Below are 15,583 nucleotides of genomic sequence, written 5' to 3'. Positions count from 1 at the left end.
AATTTTCGAGAATCGTATGTGTTTCACTGTTTAGTTATCAAGGTTCTCTGTCTTTCGACAGCTCATTTATTTTATCACTGTCATTTTCGTTTGTCAAGAACTTTTTTTAAGTTTTTTCAAACTTTTTTAAATGACTTTTTGTGATTCGTCGTTGCATCAGCAACTCGTTTACTTTATCACATTCAATAAGGAATGTCAACAAGTTTTTTCATTTTCTTTTAACTTTTTAAAAGTACTAAAAAGAAAAATCCGCCTCATACCGAAGCGGATTAAAGTATATCATTATGTTTTCTCTGCGTCAAGTGTTTTTTGTTAATTTTTGTAAAATATATTCATAAAGAAGTTTACCAGTACATCATGCTTATATAATACCTGTAAAACACTGTCTTTTTCGACCAGTTCCAGACCTCTTTTTCCAATATCACTGCTGCACAATATCGTCAGAAGCAAAAGTGCAATCCAGATAAAAAGAATTCCCTTTGCTACACCGACAATGCCTCCGGTCAGCCGGTTTGCATCACTGATAAGCGGCAATCCCGCAATCATATCCAATACAAGCAGCACTACACGCAACACCAGATTCGCAAGTGCATAGGCAATCAGATACGACAGTCCATTTATGATTGCCCGAGCAAGATACTCCGAAATATAATCCCCAAATGTATCAACAGCAAGATACTGATAGGCTTCTTCTGTATTATTTACGGTCAGGTTTTTCTGCAGGATTTCCGGAAGCGGAAGCTGACTTATCAGGCTGCCTTCTGTTTCTTCATCCCCTTCATCACCCTCTACCACATTCTGGCCGCCGGGCAACTCACGGCAGCTCTCCTGTATTTTGTCATACAGCGAGGTTTTTTGCATAAGGAATGTATTTACATACGGATTAAGCATCCATGCAAGCGCAAGTGCAAGAAAGACAAAGAAAAATGAAACAATCTCCTTTATAAATCCTCTCCTGTATCCCGTATATCCAGTAAAAAGCAACACTCCGATCGCAGCAATGCCAGCCCAAGTCACATTCATAGTCCACCTCTTAGCTGAGCTTGATCACATCAACTCCATTATCAAGAATCAGAAGGTATCTGTTCCATCCCGTTTTGATAAAATCGCTGATCGTGCCATCCACTGTGCCGCTGTACTTTTCGACGCCCCTGCTGTTCATCACACTGATCTGAGAACTGTTGTACAGAAGTATATTTCCGTCGCTGGCCTTGATTGTTGTATATGGAATATTGAATTTCTTTTCAAACTTCAGGCTTCCATCCGTCGAATAACCGCGCATTGTATAGGGTTTATCTTTATCTCCGTTTTTGAATACCAGTCCAATGATATTATCGTCATAAAATGTGCTGACGATTTCTTTATCGACTTTGATCGTTTCAACTTCTTTCGGAACCTGGCTTCCTTTATAAAGAGTAAAACCGTCATCCCGAATAGCCGCCGAACGGTCTCCGTCCAGATACATGATCTGCGGAATCACCACCCCATCATACGTATAGCCACTGACGATACGATCATCTTCACTCTGTCCGACATCTCCAAAGTTATAAAAAGCAACATAACTTGTCGTTTCACTTCCGTCAACAAACTGATAGGTAACCATCATAATATCGCCACTGCCTGATACTGCTACGTCCAGTGGATAGCCCGGATCTGCAAGATGTGTCTGATTCTCTGCGATCAGAGTTCCGTCTGATCCGTAAAAATTAATCCACGTTGCATCACCGCCATCAAGAATTGCCGCAACCATACCGCTGGATGACACTCTGGCTTTTATGATATTGTAGGAAGTTGTCACACTTCCCGTCTCGCCATCTTTATCAAACATTTCCAGAAGCGTGCCATCCTGATCAGCTATAACAGCCCGGTCACCCCGGACATCCGCCACCGGATTCTGCATTTCGTACAATGTGCTCCAGTAAGCATCCATAGTATCACTCACAAGCGAAGCACCATCCGGACTATAGCGTAAAATTTTGCCCGACATCTCCACATAGTTAGTCGCTACAACATCCTCCTGCTCACTCGCAGACAGGATCTTGTAATTATGGTAGCTTCTTTTTTCCATGTAAAAGAAAAAAAGTGCTGCAACTGCTGCCACCGCCGCAATAGTCATCACTGCACGGCGCATCGTCGCATTCCGATGCTTTGACAGCCGTTCCTGATATACCTCTTCCGGTGTTCTGCGCTGCCGGCTCTGTTCCATCTTTGCACGTTCTGCCTGAAGCTTTCTCTTTTTGTATTTCCTTTTTATTTTTTTGATTATATTTGCCATTTTTATCCTTACCTTATAAACTGGTATTCTGTGCATTTTCTTTTTGCGCATTCTGCCTCTGCAGAATGTCAGCATTTTTATTATATCAAATTTTTTTCGGCAATACAATTACGGCAGTACAATTATCTGTCCCGGATAAATAATTTCATCTTCCGCCAGTCCGTTTGCCTGACAGATTTCCGCCACTTTTTCCATCGTACCATATTTCATTATACTGATCTGATACAATGTATCTCCCGGCTTAATCACATAGGAGTTTCCGCGTCCTGCCGTCGTCTCAGTCATACCTGCTTCCGCAATGTCCGAGCCATCTGCTGCCACCCCTGTTTCTGATGCCACCCCTGTTTCTGATGCCAGTTCCTGCCGCACACGCTGTTCCGCTTTTCTGTCATCAGATTCTTCTCTGTATATCTCACTCTCTGTTCTGCTTCCCGGCGTCGGCGAAATATGTTGTTCCATCGTTGATGTCGGTGTTGGTTTCACTTTTTCCTCCATCCGAGGTGTTGCGCTTATTTTCGGTTTCGTTGTTGTCTTTGGCACTTCTGTAATCTTCGGCATCTGCGTCACTGTCGATTTCACATCTTTAGTTTTCTCCTTAATAACAGTAGATGCAGTTTCCGTCACTTCCTGCGGCATCTTACTACTGTTCGAATAATTCTGATAAAACTGCACTCCGACTGTCAGCACCGCCAGCGCAAGGCATGCTGTCGCCGCATAAGAGAACACCGAAGTCCTGCCCCCGTCTTCATTTGAATAATTCGAATGTTTCTTCTGAATAATCTGCCGGAATGCCCGTACAGCATCATCATGCACTTCTCCCTCCTGCGGCACGGACAATTCCGGAATTTTTTCTATCATATAATTTTGCATCTGCGGATTTTTTTCATAATAAATATAAAATCCGCTCTGCTTTACCATAAAGCTGTTTTCATAGCGAAAAAAAGCTTCTTCGTTGTCCGACGGATCCATCAGCATCAGCACTTTTTCTCCGCCAAAATGCTTGAGGTGTATACGAAGAAGCATTTCCGATACTTCCATCGGCTGCATCCTGCCGCCCAGAAACCACCCGACAATCTCTTCCCCTTCGAAATATTTTTCAGCGTCCTCATGAATCTGCTGCCACATGGCATCTGTCAACTCAACGTGTTCCTGCGAAATTTCTTCACCCGAAACAAGCACTGCACCTCTGATAAAAAGATAGCCTGTCCCGGCATCCCATTTCGTCTCCCCCATAAAAACAGCCAGGCGGCGTTCTTTTTCCTCTTTACCCTCTCCGGCAGCCGCAGCACGCTCCAGAAATGTATATACATAGTCCTCCATATAGATCCTGTAATTCTGATCCGTCATTCCTATCTGCCGTACATTTCTGGGCAACTGAAAAATCCCTTCATTTCCTTTTGCACGCTGCTTTTCATCCTTGTAGACAACCTCTATCATGTCATATCACCCCTTCAGGCATCAGAATAGCACAGGAAAGTCGCGGATTTTAGCAGAATCTAAGAGCAGTGCAAAAGAATTTAGCGACATATTTTGCAAAGTGCATATTTCTTTCGCAGAGGGATAAAATAGAAAGGAAAAGATACGGAGATAAAACCATGACTTTTTATGTAGATACGCGCCATGCAAACTGTTCCCGTGAGATCTGCAGGCTTTTAAAAACATGTATTCTTGAGCAAACGCAAAACTGGTCTGAAATCGTGTTTCTGTGTATCGGCACAGACCGTGTTACCGGCGACTGTCTCGGCCCTTATATCGGTGCACAGCTCAGCAGCCACACCTTTCCGATGATTCACGTATACGGTACTCTTTCTGATCCGGTTCATGCACTTAATCTCACCGACACCCTGCAGGAAATCCAAAACCGCCATCCCGGCTGTCTGATCATCGCGATTGATTCTTCATTGGGACAAAAAAAGCACCTCGGGTATGTGACCATTTCAAATGGTGCACTCTACCCGGGTGCCGCTGTTCATAAAAAGCTACCGCCTGTCGGACATATCCATATTACAGGAATCGTCAATATCTCAGGTGTCCTGGAACACCTGACTCTTCAGACAACACGTCTCTCCACCGTGATCTCTATTGCCGATCAGATCACTGATGGTATTCTGTATATGATACCGCTGATCTCAAAATGTGGTTTTATACAAATTCTTTAATCTGTTTGTAGATGCCTTCTGCATCCAGACCATATTTCTCAAGAAGAGCTACCGCCGGACCGGATTCTCCGAATACATCATTCACACCGATACGTTTTACCGGTACAGGTGCTTTCTCGGAAAGGCATTCGCATACAGCTCCGCCAAGACCACCGATTACGGAATGTTCTTCTACAGTTACAACTTTGCCTGTTTCTTTTGCTGCGGCAACGATCAGATCTTCATCCAGTGGTTTGATGGTATGAATATTGATCACTTTTGCATCAATTCCATCTGCTGCAAGTTTTTCTGCCGCTTCAAGAGATGCAGCAACGCAGAGACCATTCGCAACGATTGTAAGGTCTTTTCCTTCGCGAAGAACGATTCCCTTCCCCATTTCGAATTTGTAATCTGGTCTGTCGTTGATTACCGGAACAGCCAGACGTCCAAATCTCATATATACAGGTCCTACATATTCATATGCAGCTTTGACCATAGCTTTTGCTTCAATGTCATCAGCAGGGCTCATGACAACCATACCCGGAATTGCTCTCATAAGGGCAAAATCCTCGCAACACTGATGAGTCGCACCGTCTTCACCAACGGAAATACCGCCGTGAGTTGCGCCAACCTTTACATTCAGATGCGGATATGCAACAGAGTTGCGAAGCTGTTCGTAAGCACGTCCTGCTGCGAACATTGCAAATGTGCTGACAAAAGGTACCTTACCGGTCGTCGCAAGACCTGCACCGATACCTACCATATTGCACTCTGCGATACCACAGTCGATGTGACGATCCGGAAATTCTTTCTTAAACATTCCTGTCTGAGTAGCTGCAGCAAGGTCAGCATCCAGAACAACAAGATCATCGTGTTCTTTACCAAGTTCTACCAGAGCGCTTCCGTAGCTGGCTCTTGTGGCGATTTTCTTTACTTCTGACATAATGCTTCACCTACTTTCTCCAGATCTTCCATTGCCTGTGCATACTGCTCGTCATTCGGAGCTTTGCCATGCCATCCAACCTGATTTTCCATAAAGGAAACTCCTTTACCTTTTACGGTCTTCATGATAATGGCTGTCGGCATTCCTTTTACAGTTTTTGCTTCGTCGAATGCAGCCTTAAGCTGATCCATATCATTTCCGTCTGCAACATTGATCACATGGAAATTAAAAGCTTCAAATTTCTTGTCAATCGGATATGGCGAGCATACTTCATCTACCTGTCCGTCGATCTGAAGTCCATTGTTGTCTACGATTACAACAAGGTTGTCCAGTTTGCGGAACCCTGCAAACATAGAAGCCTCCCATACCTGTCCTTCCTGAATCTCACCATCGCCAAGAAGAGTGTATACTCTGTAAGATTCGTTGCTGAGTTTTGCAGAAAGTGCCATACCTACTGCCGCAGAGATTCCCTGTCCAAGAGAACCGCTGGACATATCAACGCCCGGAATATGCTTCATATCCGGATGACCCTGCAGATAGGAGCCGAGATGACGAAGTGTCTTGAGGTCTTCCTTCGGGAAATATCCTCTCTCAGCAAGTGCAGAGTAAAGTCCCGGTGCAGTGTGTCCCTTAGAAAGAACGAAACGGTCTCTGTCTGCTTTCTTCGGATTTTTCGGATCGATATTCATTTCTTCAAAATACAGATATGTGAATAAATCTGCTGCTGATAAGGAACCGCCCGGATGACCGGCTTTTGCAGCATGAACCGCGGTAACGATGTCTTTGCGGACTTCGTTCGCAATTTTCTGAAGTTCTAATTTCTCCATGATGTTCAATTTCTCCTTTTAATAATTTGCAACAAACTTATGCTACAATTAATTTCCGCACTCGTCAAGTAATATGTACCTAAAATGCTTTTTATTGCATTTTTATTTGTCACCGAATACTGCTTTATAATCTTTCTGGAATTTTTCGATTCCGGCATCTGTCAGAGGATGTTTTGTCATCTGCTCGATTACTTTGTAAGGAACTGTTGCAATATCAGCACCGGCAAGAGCACACTCTGTTACATGGATTGGGTGACGAACACTTGCACAGATAATCTCTGTGGTAATTCCTGCTACTTCGAACATTTCAACGATCTGGCGAATAAGCGGAACACCATCTGTAGAAATATCATCCAGTCTTCCAAGGAATGGAGATACATATGTAGCACCGGCTCTTGCAGCAAGCAATGCCTGGTTTGCTGTGAAGATCAGAGTAACGTTTGTTTTGATTCCTTCTTTTGAAAGAACTTTAACGGCTTTCAGGCCTTCTACTGTCATAGGAATCTTAACAACCATGTTCGGATGGATCTTAGCAATCTCACGGCCTTCTGCGATCATTCCTTCAGCGTCTGTAGTAGTAGCTTTTACTTCACCGCTGATCGGTCCGTCTACGATTTCTGTAATTTCTTTGATTACTTCATTGAAGTCTCTGCCTTCTTTTGCGATCAGGGACGGGTTTGTAGTAACGCCACAGATAACTCCCATATCATTTGCTTTACGGATATCATCTACATTTGCTGTGTCAATAAAAAATTTCATTGTAAAATACCTCCTGTTTTCTGCGTTTTTGCTTGATAATTTTATTATAGCAAACAAAAATTCCAGGTCAAGAAGGGAAGAAATTATTAATTATTATTTTATTAATAATATGTTATTTTATTAATTATTTATCTTATTTTTTCTACTTTATTGAATATCAAAAGCCTGAAAGTACGGTTTTCCGCGTTCTCTTCCAGGCTTTCGTTTGAAATTATTAATAATAATTTAGATATACAAATTTATTTTCTTTTTTTCGTGTTTGCATATGCAGTTGTTTTTCTGGCGATCAGCTTCGGCGTATACTCAATATTATAGATACTTGTCGGCTGTAATCCCGTATAAAACTGGTCATTTATCGCAATCTTACGAATGATGATATCACAGGCATCCCGCCCTTTCAGCGCAACGAAATGATCGATCGTTGTAAGTGACAGCCTCCGAATACCAGAATAAAAAATATCATCGCAACCGATCACCGACACGTCCTTCGGTACGCGGATACGCGATTCTTCCAGCGCATCGATCGCGCCCAGCGCCATCATATCATTCTGACCTGCGATTGCAGTGAATTCCCTGCCTTCTCTGATCAGCTCCATCGTAAGCTGATACCCCATCGAATACTCGGAATCCATCCTCGGTAATCTATGATCGACTGACTCATCTGCTGCTTTTATAAGAACATGCCCGCCAAGCCCTTCCTTTTCGTATTCTTTAACAAAGCCATCAATTCTTCTGGAACGCTGCCACTGCCGGCGCGTGAGCGGCGGTGTAATAAAGGCCACTTCCCTGTGACCAAGTTCAAGGAGATGACGTGCCATCAGGCGTCCTACCATTGTATTATCCTGATTGATCGCATCTACCGTCGTTGTCTTTTCTTTATTGCTGATAATAACAAGTGGTATTCTGTGTGCCAGTTCTTCAACTTTTTTCTGAAAATCCGGATGGGGATTACATGCATAAATGATTCCCTGTGGATCGATCGTACTGATCATCCGGAGATATTTTTCTTCCTGCCCTGCATCCCTCTGAGTATTGCAGATAAAAACACCGTAGCCTTTTTCATTTGCTACGGATTCGATACCCTGTAAAAGAAGAACATAATATGGGCTGGTCAGTGTCGGACAGATCACAACGATCAGTTTTTCTTTTTTGGTACTGTTTTTATTTTTGCGGTGAGGCAGCTCATATCCGAGTTCCCGCGCGGCGCATTCCACTCTTTCTACAGTTTCCGCAGAAAAAGAAACATCATTTCTCCGGTTCAGTATCATAGATACTGTCGCCTGAGAAACTCCTGCTTTCTGTGCAACCTGCGAAGAGGTTGGTTTTCTTTTTGCCACTCTCACATCCTCCTTCTGTCATTGCAGTCTATATCAGAGATCCACTCTGCCTTCCAGTGCACGCAGAAGTGTTACCTCATCAATATATTCCAGATCGCCACCGACCGGTACACCACTTGCGATCCTGCTTACCCGGATTCCGGTTGGCTTGATCAGCTTGCTGATATACATCGCGGTTGTCTCGCCCTCCAGACTAGAGTTCGTCGCAATGATCACCTCTTTGATATCTTCACTCTGAAGACGCTGCATCAGCTCTTTGAGTCGGATATCATCCGGTCCGATTCCAAGCATCGGAGAAATCGCACCGTGAAGCACATGATAGACACCCTCATATTTTCCTGTTTTTTCGTATGCCGCAAGATCCCTCGTATTTTCCACGACCATGATCGTACCTGCATCCCTTTTGGGGTTGCTGCAGATCGGGCAAAGCTCCTGATCTGTCAGCGTACAGCATTTTTTGCAGTAGCGGATCTTTTCTCTCGCGCCGGTGATCGAAGAAGTAAGCTGTTCCACCTGGTCTTTCGGCATGTTCATGATATGAAATGCCAGACGCTGTGCCGACTTCGGTCCGATCCCCGGAAGATGCGAAAGCTGCTCGATCAGCTTATTGATGTGCGTACTGTAGTATTCCATCAGAAAGGAAGGCCTCCGCCCAAGCCGCCAAGTCCGCCTGTGAGTTTGGACATTACTGCTGTTGTTTCTTCTTCTACTTTGCGAAGTGCTTCATTGGTTGCCGCAACGATCAGATCTTCCAGCATTTCGATATCATCCGGATCGACAACTTCTTCGGCAAGTTTCACGCCGGTCACTTCACGTTTACCGGATACAGTAACTTCTACAGCACCGCCGCCTGCCGTTGCAGTGAATGATTTTTCTTCAAGTGCTTTCTGGTTTTCTTCCATCTGACGCTGCATCTTCTGCGCCTGTTTCATTAAATTATTCATGTTTCCCGGCATTCCCATGCCCGGAAATCCTCCACGTTTTGCCATGGTGATATCCTCCTGATAAAAAATTAATCTTCTTCTATTACAACATCCATGTGAATATTGTCACGTATTGCCTGATCCACCGTAATCTGCGAAAGGTTCGTCTGCTGATGGTCTTCCGCAACCAGCATATGAAGCTCGATACTTTTGCCAAGCTTCTGCTCAATGATGGACTGCAGTTCTTTTTTGGCTTCGGAATCATCCGGATAAAGCCTTCCAAGTGGAGTCTGAAACTCCACATAGAGAATCGGCTCGCCAGTCTCTCCGTTGTATTTTGGCACCGACTGCAAAAGTGCCTGTTTGAAAGCAGCTGTCGTCTGTCCGACGATCATCTTCCAGCCTGCCACGATCTTTTGCAGATCTTCCGGTGCTGCTTTCTGTGGTGGCCGCTCTGCCGGTTTTGGCTGTTCAGCACTGCCTTCTCCCACACCTGTACTCTGCACGATCACCTGCTGTACCGGATGTTCATCAATCTTCTGTTCGAGCACACGGATACGGTCCAGCACGGAATCCAGATTTGTCTCCATTGCCGGGCGGCACAGTTTGATCAACGCAATCTCAACAAGCACGCGTTTCTGTGTTGCGAAGCGGATCTGATTGGAAAGATCTGAAAAAATGCGGATATAACGCATCAGCGTATCGCTGTCGGTCATCTCGCTTTCTTCTTTCAGAAGTTTCAGATTTTCGGAGGAGACATCAATGGCCTCCTCCGGATTGTCAGAAGTCTTTACAAGGAGCAGATTTCGCATATACCATGTGAAATCGCCCACAAACTGGCTGAGTTCCCTGCCCCCGACGATCAGATCTTCAAGGATCCTGATCGCAGAAGTCACATCACCCGCCAGAACTTTACGCAGTAATTTACTGAACACTTCGGTATCCACGGCTCCCAGAACATCAAGAACCTTATCATAAGTCAGTGTCTGCCCCAGATAAAAAGCAATACACTGATCCAGAAGACTGAGTGCATCTCGCATAGAGCCATCACCGGCCTTCGCCACATAACGGATTGCTTTTTCCTCCGCTTCCACACCTTCCACCTTAAGAAGTTCACTCAGGCGTGCCGCAATCGTATCGATCGAGATTCTGTGAAAATCATACCGCTGACAGCGTGACAGAATGGTGATCGGAATCTTATGTGCCTCTGTCGTTGCCAGAATAAAGATGACATAAGACGGCGGCTCTTCCAGAGTTTTCAAGAGGGCATTGAATGCTCCTGTAGAAAGCATATGCACCTCGTCGATGATATACACTTTGTATTTACCTTCTGTCGGACGGTAAGTTACTTCCTCACGGATCTCACGGATGTTATCTACACCGTTGTTGGAAGCGGCATCGATCTCGATCACATTCATTGATGTACCTGCCTGAATGGCTTTGCACATCTCGCATTCATTGCAGGGACTTCCATTAACCGGATGCTCACAGTTCACGGCCTTCGCGAGAATCTTTGCCACTGTGGTCTTACCGGTACCACGCGTACCACAAAAAAGATACGCGTGGCCGATGCGGTTTGCATTGATCTGGTTCGTTAACGTCGTTACAATATGATCCTGCCCTTTGACATCTTCAAAATTATCGGGCCTGAATTTTCGGTACAGGGCAGTATAGCTCATGAATACACTCCTCTCCTGTCACTGCAGGAATTTATTTTTAACAAATTGATCTTAAGTGCCTCAGTCACCGAAGCTGATTCCGATCTGTTTGGCAGCTTTGACAATCTGGTCTTTCGGTGAAACCATCTTAAGTTTGCCTGCGCAGTCTGCAAGCGGAACTCTCTTGATCTTGCCGTTGATGACACCGATCATGATTCCGTATTCTCCGTCAAGTATTGCTTCTGCTGCACCGGCACCAATTCTGGTAGAAAGTACGCGGTCATACGGACATGGTTCTCCGCCTCGCTGAATATGTCCAGGGACTGTTACACGGACTTCACTTCCCATGGTCTGATTGATCTGATCTGCAATCTCATAGGAAACAGACGGATATTTCTTTGCCCTTACTTCGAGTTTTTCTTTGTATTTTTTCTTCGGAAGTTCTGCGTCCTCTTTGGAAATTGCGCCTTCTGCAACAGCGAGGATCGTAAAGCGCTTACCTGCTTTGTTACGTTTCTCGATGGCTTCGCAGACTTTCTTGATGTCGTAAGGAATCTCAGGAATCAGGATAATGTCCGCACCGCCTGCAATACCTGCATGAAGTGTCAGGCTTCCAACCTTGTGTCCCATGATCTCAACGATAAATACGCGGCCGTGTGAGGTAGCTGTCGTGTGGATGCAGTCGATTGCATTTGTAGCAATATTCACTGCGCTCTGGAAACCAAAAGTCATATCAGTTCCGAAGATATCATTGTCAATGGTCTTCGGAAGATGGATGATGTTCAGCCCTTCTTCGCGGAGAAGGTTTGCAGTCTTCTGTGTACCATTGCCACCAAGGATCACGAGGCAGTCCAGACACAGTTTGTAATACGTCTGCTTCATGGCTTCCACCTTATCGAGACCTTTTTCGTCCGGTACACGCATCAGTTTAAACGGCTGACGGGATGTACCGAGGATCGTACCTCCACGAGTCAGAATGCCGGAAAAATCCTTCGAACTCAGCATCCGGTATTTGCCATAGATCAGTCCTTTATATCCATCATCAAATCCATAAACTTCAAGGTCATCTACTGCGTTTGACAGTGCCTTTACCACGCCTCTCATTGTAGCATTCAGAGCCTGGCAGTCACCACCGCTTGTTAATAAACCAATTCTTTTGATCATAGTACATTTCCTCCTCACTGTGCTCATCTGCACAAAATGGTATGACGTTACCGCCCGTTTAAAGACAGCAGCCATATTTGGTTACTGTTCACTCCGTTCACAGCAACCATATTTGTCTACTATTATATAATACTTTACCCCTACTTGACAAGTATTCAAAAATCGTCTATACTTAAAGTCCGCGCAGCCGGGGAGATAGCGGTGCCCTGTACCTGCAATCCGCTACAGCAGGGGTGATGCCAATCTGAGGTTTGTCTCCTGTGGAGCTGCCCTTTATAAGTGGCGTTGACGTTTGGGTCTCACGCAACAGGAATCTGTGAACCGTGTCAGGGCAGGAATGCAGCAGCACTAAGCAGAAGCTCTTGTGTGCCGTGAGGGTGCCTGGGCCGAGTTAACTGTAAAGGTAACGTCCATGGGAACATTTCGAGGTGCGGCGCGCGGAAAAAGAGATTATTTCATACTCTGTGGATATCATTTCCACGGAGTATTTTTTTATCCATTTTTTGCTTTATAGGAACATTACGGAGTAATTTCCTATAAAGCAAAAATACCCTCCCGGCCGGTTCTTCCCGGTAAGGAGGGTATTATTCATATTGGCGGCTCAGCGGCCTGCCGGCCTTTATTTGCAGATTTCAGCAACGACCTGATTGATCAGTTTGCCGTCTGCCTTGCCTTTAAGATCTCCCATAACAGCTTTCATGATCTGTCCTTTGTTCTTTGTTGCAAGAACTTCGGCAAATTTTCCCTCAAGATAAGTACGGATCTCATCTGCATTCATCTGCTGCGGTGCATATTTCGCAATTACATCATATCTTGCCTGATATTCTGCACGAAGGTCATCACGGCTTTCCGGGCAGGTATCCAGCTGTTCCTTTACAGTTTTCATTTCTTTCAGGATCACACGGTCAACAAGTGCTTCCGGTACATCGTCACGGCATCCCTCGTCGATGGCAGCTTTTTTGACTGCGGATACAAGAGAAGAAACTGCCTCCTTTGTTGTTTTATCTTTTGCTTTCATGGCTGCAACCATATCTTTTCTTAATGCTTCCAGTGTCATTTCAAGATTCCTCCTCGTTCATTAAACTGTTATCATCATATCACTTTTCCGTCAAAAAACAAGTGTTCAGACGTTTATCTGTCCCCGTCCGCTGCTTCCTGCGCCTGCTGTCTTGCCAGCATTTTCAGGCGTTTTTTCTTTTCACGGAGTTCCTTAAAAAAATCAGACAGCATTGCAGAACACTCTTCTTCCAGAACTCCCCGTGTGATTTTTACTTTGTGATTGAAACCGTCCACTTCCAGAAGGTTCAACACCGAACCGGCGCATCCTGCCTTCGGATTCATGCTGCCAATCACAACTTCATCAATTCGCGACTGCACCAGCGCTCCGGCGCACATCTGACATGGCTCCAGTGTCACATACATGGTACACCCTTCCAAACGCCAGTCACCAAGTTTTTTGCTTGCTTTTCGTATTGCATTCAGTTCCGCATGAGACAAAGTATTTTTGTCTGTGTTTCTCCGATTATAACCTCTTGCTATGATCTTACCATCCGAAACGATCACGCATCCGATCGGCACCTCTTCCAGCACGCGTGCCTTTTTGGCCTGCCGGATGGCTTCTTTCATATATTTTTCCTGTTCTGTCAAAGGGATTTCCTCCAAATCGCAATTCTTTCGAACTATCGTCCTGTTTTATCCAGTATAGTAAATGCCGGTTGCAAAATCAATGAATAAAAATTAGAATAGACCTATAAATTTCAGATAGACAGGAAGTATGAACATGCCTAAAATACATGGTTTAAACAAAACAACTTTACTTGATTATCCCGGACGAATCGCCGCAACGATCTTTCTGGGACACTGCAATTTCCGCTGCCCGTTCTGCCAGAACAGCGCTCTCGTATTAAATCCGGCAGCAGAACCTGAGATTCCGGAAGAACAAGTTCTTTCTTTCTTAAAAAGGCGTCAGGGAATCCTTGAAGGTGTCTGTATCTCCGGCGGCGAACCAACACTTTCTCCTGACCTTGAAGACTTTATACAGAAAATCCACGATCTCGGTTATTCTGTCAAGCTTGACACAAACGGCACGCATCCGGAAGTTTTGAAAAATCTTGCTGATAAAGGTCTGATCCAGAAAGCTGCTGTGGACATCAAAGCCTGTCCGGAAAATTATCCTTCTCTGTCCGGCCTGTTGCATCCTCCACTGGATGCTGTACGTGAGACAGTTGATTTTCTGCTTCACGGAAATCTTGATTATGAATTCCGGACAACCGTTGTCAAAGAGCTTCACAATGAAGAAGATTTCGTCCGCATCGGTCAGTGGTTAAAAGGAGCCAGGGGCTACTATCTCCAGGCATACAAGGACTCCGAAGAAGTCCTGCAGCCCGGTTTCAGCAGTTATTCTCTGGAAGAACTGGAACATTTTCGTAAAATTCTTTTAACAACCATTCCCGTTGTTGGGATTCGTGGAATCGATTAGGCGGTACCAGTAGCCGCCTTTACCGCCCGGCACCTGAATCTCGCTGCTTTCTTTGAAATATGGGAAGCCAAACATATTCGCCATGAACCTCTCCTGCTGATCATATCTTCCCGGTACACCGAGTACCGGCTGACCACAGTGGTTCTGACACAGTAGAAGATGTCCGAAATGATAATAGCCATACTGGACGAAACGATTATTTCGCAGAAGGCAGGTCCGCCGTCCCATACTGCAAAGATCCTGTGGAGATATTTTATGGCAGTCATGCAATTCCCCATCCTGAAACACTTCACACGGAGTTCCGCATCTCCGATAGTTCTGAGACTTTTGCTCCTGTGGTTTTCGATCCGGTGATTTCTTCTCCTGCACATTCATCACTTCCTGATCCGGCGATACTGTTTCAGAATTTTGAACTAATGTACTGTCCGGCTCTGTCACTGACTGTGTGTGGAGTTCCTGACTCTCCGGTGTCTTCACTTCTGTCTGTGCAGCTTCTGCTTTCTGCATCTCTGTGTCTGCTATTTCTGCAGCTGACTTATCTTTCTTCGGATGTTCTTTATCTTCTTTGCTTTCTGTTCTGCTATTTTCTTCATCTTTGCCGGATTTCACCATCTCATCAGTTTCTACCTTTCCATCTGACGCTGCACTTTCCGACGTATCCTCCTGTATTCTCGGAACAACCCGGAATTTTTCCGGCCGAATCGGCATATCATCCCACTCTGTTCCGAAAAATCCACCCTGGTCAGTCGTAATGATCATTCCTCCCATTTCCTCCAGGGAATGTTCACTGTCCCCCATATGTTCAACAGAGCTCTCCAGTATGCAATTAATCTCTTCTTTTGCTGTCTCACACACACCAAGAAGGATTCCGTCTATACTTTCATCTTTCCGGACAAATCCATAAACACTGCATTCTGAGCCCGAAACCAGTCCCGGACACAGAAGATGCAGTTCTATCCTGCATACATTCCTCCATGCTTCAATCCGCACGAATCCACAGTTTACCCCTTTTTTGTCTTTTCGGTATTCATACAAATATGCTACAAAACGCCGATACGCTGCCAAACAGCTCCCTCCTGC

16 protein-coding genes and 1 other RNA gene are annotated in these 15,583 nt (G+C 45.0%); 3 read left to right on the top strand and 14 right to left on the bottom strand.

Translation table 11 applies throughout. The annotated features are described in order from the left end of the window. Positions 1–312: 312 nt before the first annotated feature. The 3 genes from DWW86_RS08700 to DWW86_RS08690 form a co-directional block, all read right to left on the bottom strand. Positions 313–1,023, bottom strand: coding sequence for a CvpA family protein (locus DWW86_RS08700; protein ID WP_117942845.1), 711 nt, complete (start codon positions 1,021–1,023; stop codon positions 313–315). Between the two features lie 10 nt (positions 1,024–1,033). Then, positions 1,034–2,275: a DUF5711 family protein gene (locus tag DWW86_RS08695; protein WP_117942859.1), complete on the bottom strand. Its 1,242-nt coding sequence runs from the start codon at positions 2,273–2,275 to the stop codon at positions 1,034–1,036. Between the two features lie 108 nt (positions 2,276–2,383). Continuing rightward, a complete protein-coding gene (locus tag DWW86_RS08690; RefSeq protein WP_117942844.1) occupies positions 2,384–3,712 on the bottom strand; it encodes a LysM peptidoglycan-binding domain-containing protein in 1,329 nt (442 codons plus the stop codon). A gap of 158 nt (positions 3,713–3,870) precedes the next feature. On the opposite strand from DWW86_RS08690, the gene yyaC reads away from it, so the two are divergent. Next, the gene (gene yyaC, locus DWW86_RS08685; protein WP_117942843.1) at positions 3,871–4,434 is read left to right on the top strand and encodes a spore protease YyaC; all 564 of its coding nucleotides are present in this window, start codon (positions 3,871–3,873) and stop codon (positions 4,432–4,434) included. On the opposite strand, the gene DWW86_RS08680 is transcribed toward yyaC, so the two are convergent. The 8 genes from DWW86_RS08680 to DWW86_RS08645 all read right to left on the bottom strand — a co-directional run bounded on the left by DWW86_RS08680 (position 4,418) and on the right by DWW86_RS08645 (position 12,021). Then, positions 4,418–5,356: a transketolase family protein gene (locus DWW86_RS08680; RefSeq protein ID WP_072522830.1), complete on the bottom strand. Its 939-nt coding sequence runs from the start codon at positions 5,354–5,356 to the stop codon at positions 4,418–4,420. The two genes, yyaC and DWW86_RS08680, sit on opposite strands and share 17 nt — an antisense overlap. After that, a complete protein-coding gene (locus DWW86_RS08675; RefSeq protein WP_286187680.1) occupies positions 5,344–6,186 on the bottom strand; it encodes a transketolase in 843 nt (280 codons plus the stop codon). Before DWW86_RS08675 ends, DWW86_RS08680 begins: the two co-directional genes overlap by 13 nt. Positions 6,187–6,285: 99 nt before the next feature. Then, entirely contained in the window at positions 6,286–6,942 is a 657-nt protein-coding gene (gene fsa, locus DWW86_RS08670; RefSeq protein ID WP_072522828.1) for a fructose-6-phosphate aldolase, read from the bottom strand. Between the two features lie 239 nt (positions 6,943–7,181). Then, entirely contained in the window at positions 7,182–8,279 is a 1,098-nt protein-coding gene (locus tag DWW86_RS08665) for a LacI family DNA-binding transcriptional regulator (RefSeq protein ID WP_072522827.1), read from the bottom strand. A gap of 33 nt (positions 8,280–8,312) precedes the next feature. Continuing rightward, positions 8,313–8,912 carry a recombination mediator RecR gene (gene recR / locus DWW86_RS08660; RefSeq protein ID WP_072522826.1) on the bottom strand — a complete coding sequence of 200 codons (600 nt, stop codon included), beginning with the start codon at positions 8,910–8,912 and terminating at the stop codon, positions 8,313–8,315. Next, the gene (locus tag DWW86_RS08655; RefSeq protein ID WP_072522825.1) at positions 8,912–9,268 is read right to left on the bottom strand and encodes a YbaB/EbfC family nucleoid-associated protein; all 357 of its coding nucleotides are present in this window, start codon (positions 9,266–9,268) and stop codon (positions 8,912–8,914) included. The genes recR and DWW86_RS08655 overlap by 1 nt, the downstream gene beginning before the upstream one ends. Before the next feature lie 23 nt (positions 9,269–9,291). Next, complete coding sequence (dnaX, locus tag DWW86_RS08650) at positions 9,292–10,881, bottom strand: DNA polymerase III subunit gamma/tau (RefSeq protein WP_117942841.1); 1,590 nt, start codon at positions 10,879–10,881, stop codon at positions 9,292–9,294. Between the two features lie 60 nt (positions 10,882–10,941). After that, a complete protein-coding gene (locus tag DWW86_RS08645) occupies positions 10,942–12,021 on the bottom strand; it encodes a 6-phosphofructokinase (RefSeq protein WP_353652688.1) in 1,080 nt (359 codons plus the stop codon). A gap of 182 nt (positions 12,022–12,203) precedes the next feature. Between DWW86_RS08645 and ffs the strand changes: the two genes are divergently transcribed. Then, positions 12,204–12,465: signal recognition particle sRNA large type (gene ffs / locus DWW86_RS08640), an RNA gene on the top strand. Positions 12,466–12,643: 178 nt separating this feature from the next. On the opposite strand, the gene DWW86_RS08635 is transcribed toward ffs, so the two are convergent. Beyond that, positions 12,644–13,081 carry a GatB/YqeY domain-containing protein gene (locus DWW86_RS08635; RefSeq protein ID WP_072522822.1) on the bottom strand — a complete coding sequence of 146 codons (438 nt, stop codon included), beginning with the start codon at positions 13,079–13,081 and terminating at the stop codon, positions 12,644–12,646. A 74-nt stretch (positions 13,082–13,155) separates the two neighbouring features. Continuing rightward, complete coding sequence (tadA, locus tag DWW86_RS08630) at positions 13,156–13,671, bottom strand: tRNA adenosine(34) deaminase TadA (protein WP_072522821.1); 516 nt, start codon at positions 13,669–13,671, stop codon at positions 13,156–13,158. A gap of 133 nt (positions 13,672–13,804) precedes the next feature. Between tadA and DWW86_RS08625 the strand changes: the two genes are divergently transcribed. After that, complete coding sequence (locus tag DWW86_RS08625; RefSeq protein WP_072522820.1) at positions 13,805–14,503, top strand: anaerobic ribonucleoside-triphosphate reductase activating protein; 699 nt, start codon at positions 13,805–13,807, stop codon at positions 14,501–14,503. Here DWW86_RS08625 and DWW86_RS08620 read toward each other — a convergent pair. After that, positions 14,462–15,568 carry a hypothetical protein gene (locus DWW86_RS08620; protein WP_117942840.1) on the bottom strand — a complete coding sequence of 369 codons (1,107 nt, stop codon included), beginning with the start codon at positions 15,566–15,568 and terminating at the stop codon, positions 14,462–14,464. The genes DWW86_RS08625 and DWW86_RS08620 overlap by 42 nt on opposite strands. Positions 15,569–15,583: the final 15 nt, after the last annotated feature.

This window comes from Ruminococcus sp. AF17-22AC, from assembly GCF_003460065.1.
GTDB lineage: Bacteria > Bacillota > Clostridia > Lachnospirales > Lachnospiraceae > Blautia_A.
Note: the sequence above shows the minus strand (reverse complement) of the source record. Positions and strands in the feature narration are given on the sequence as shown.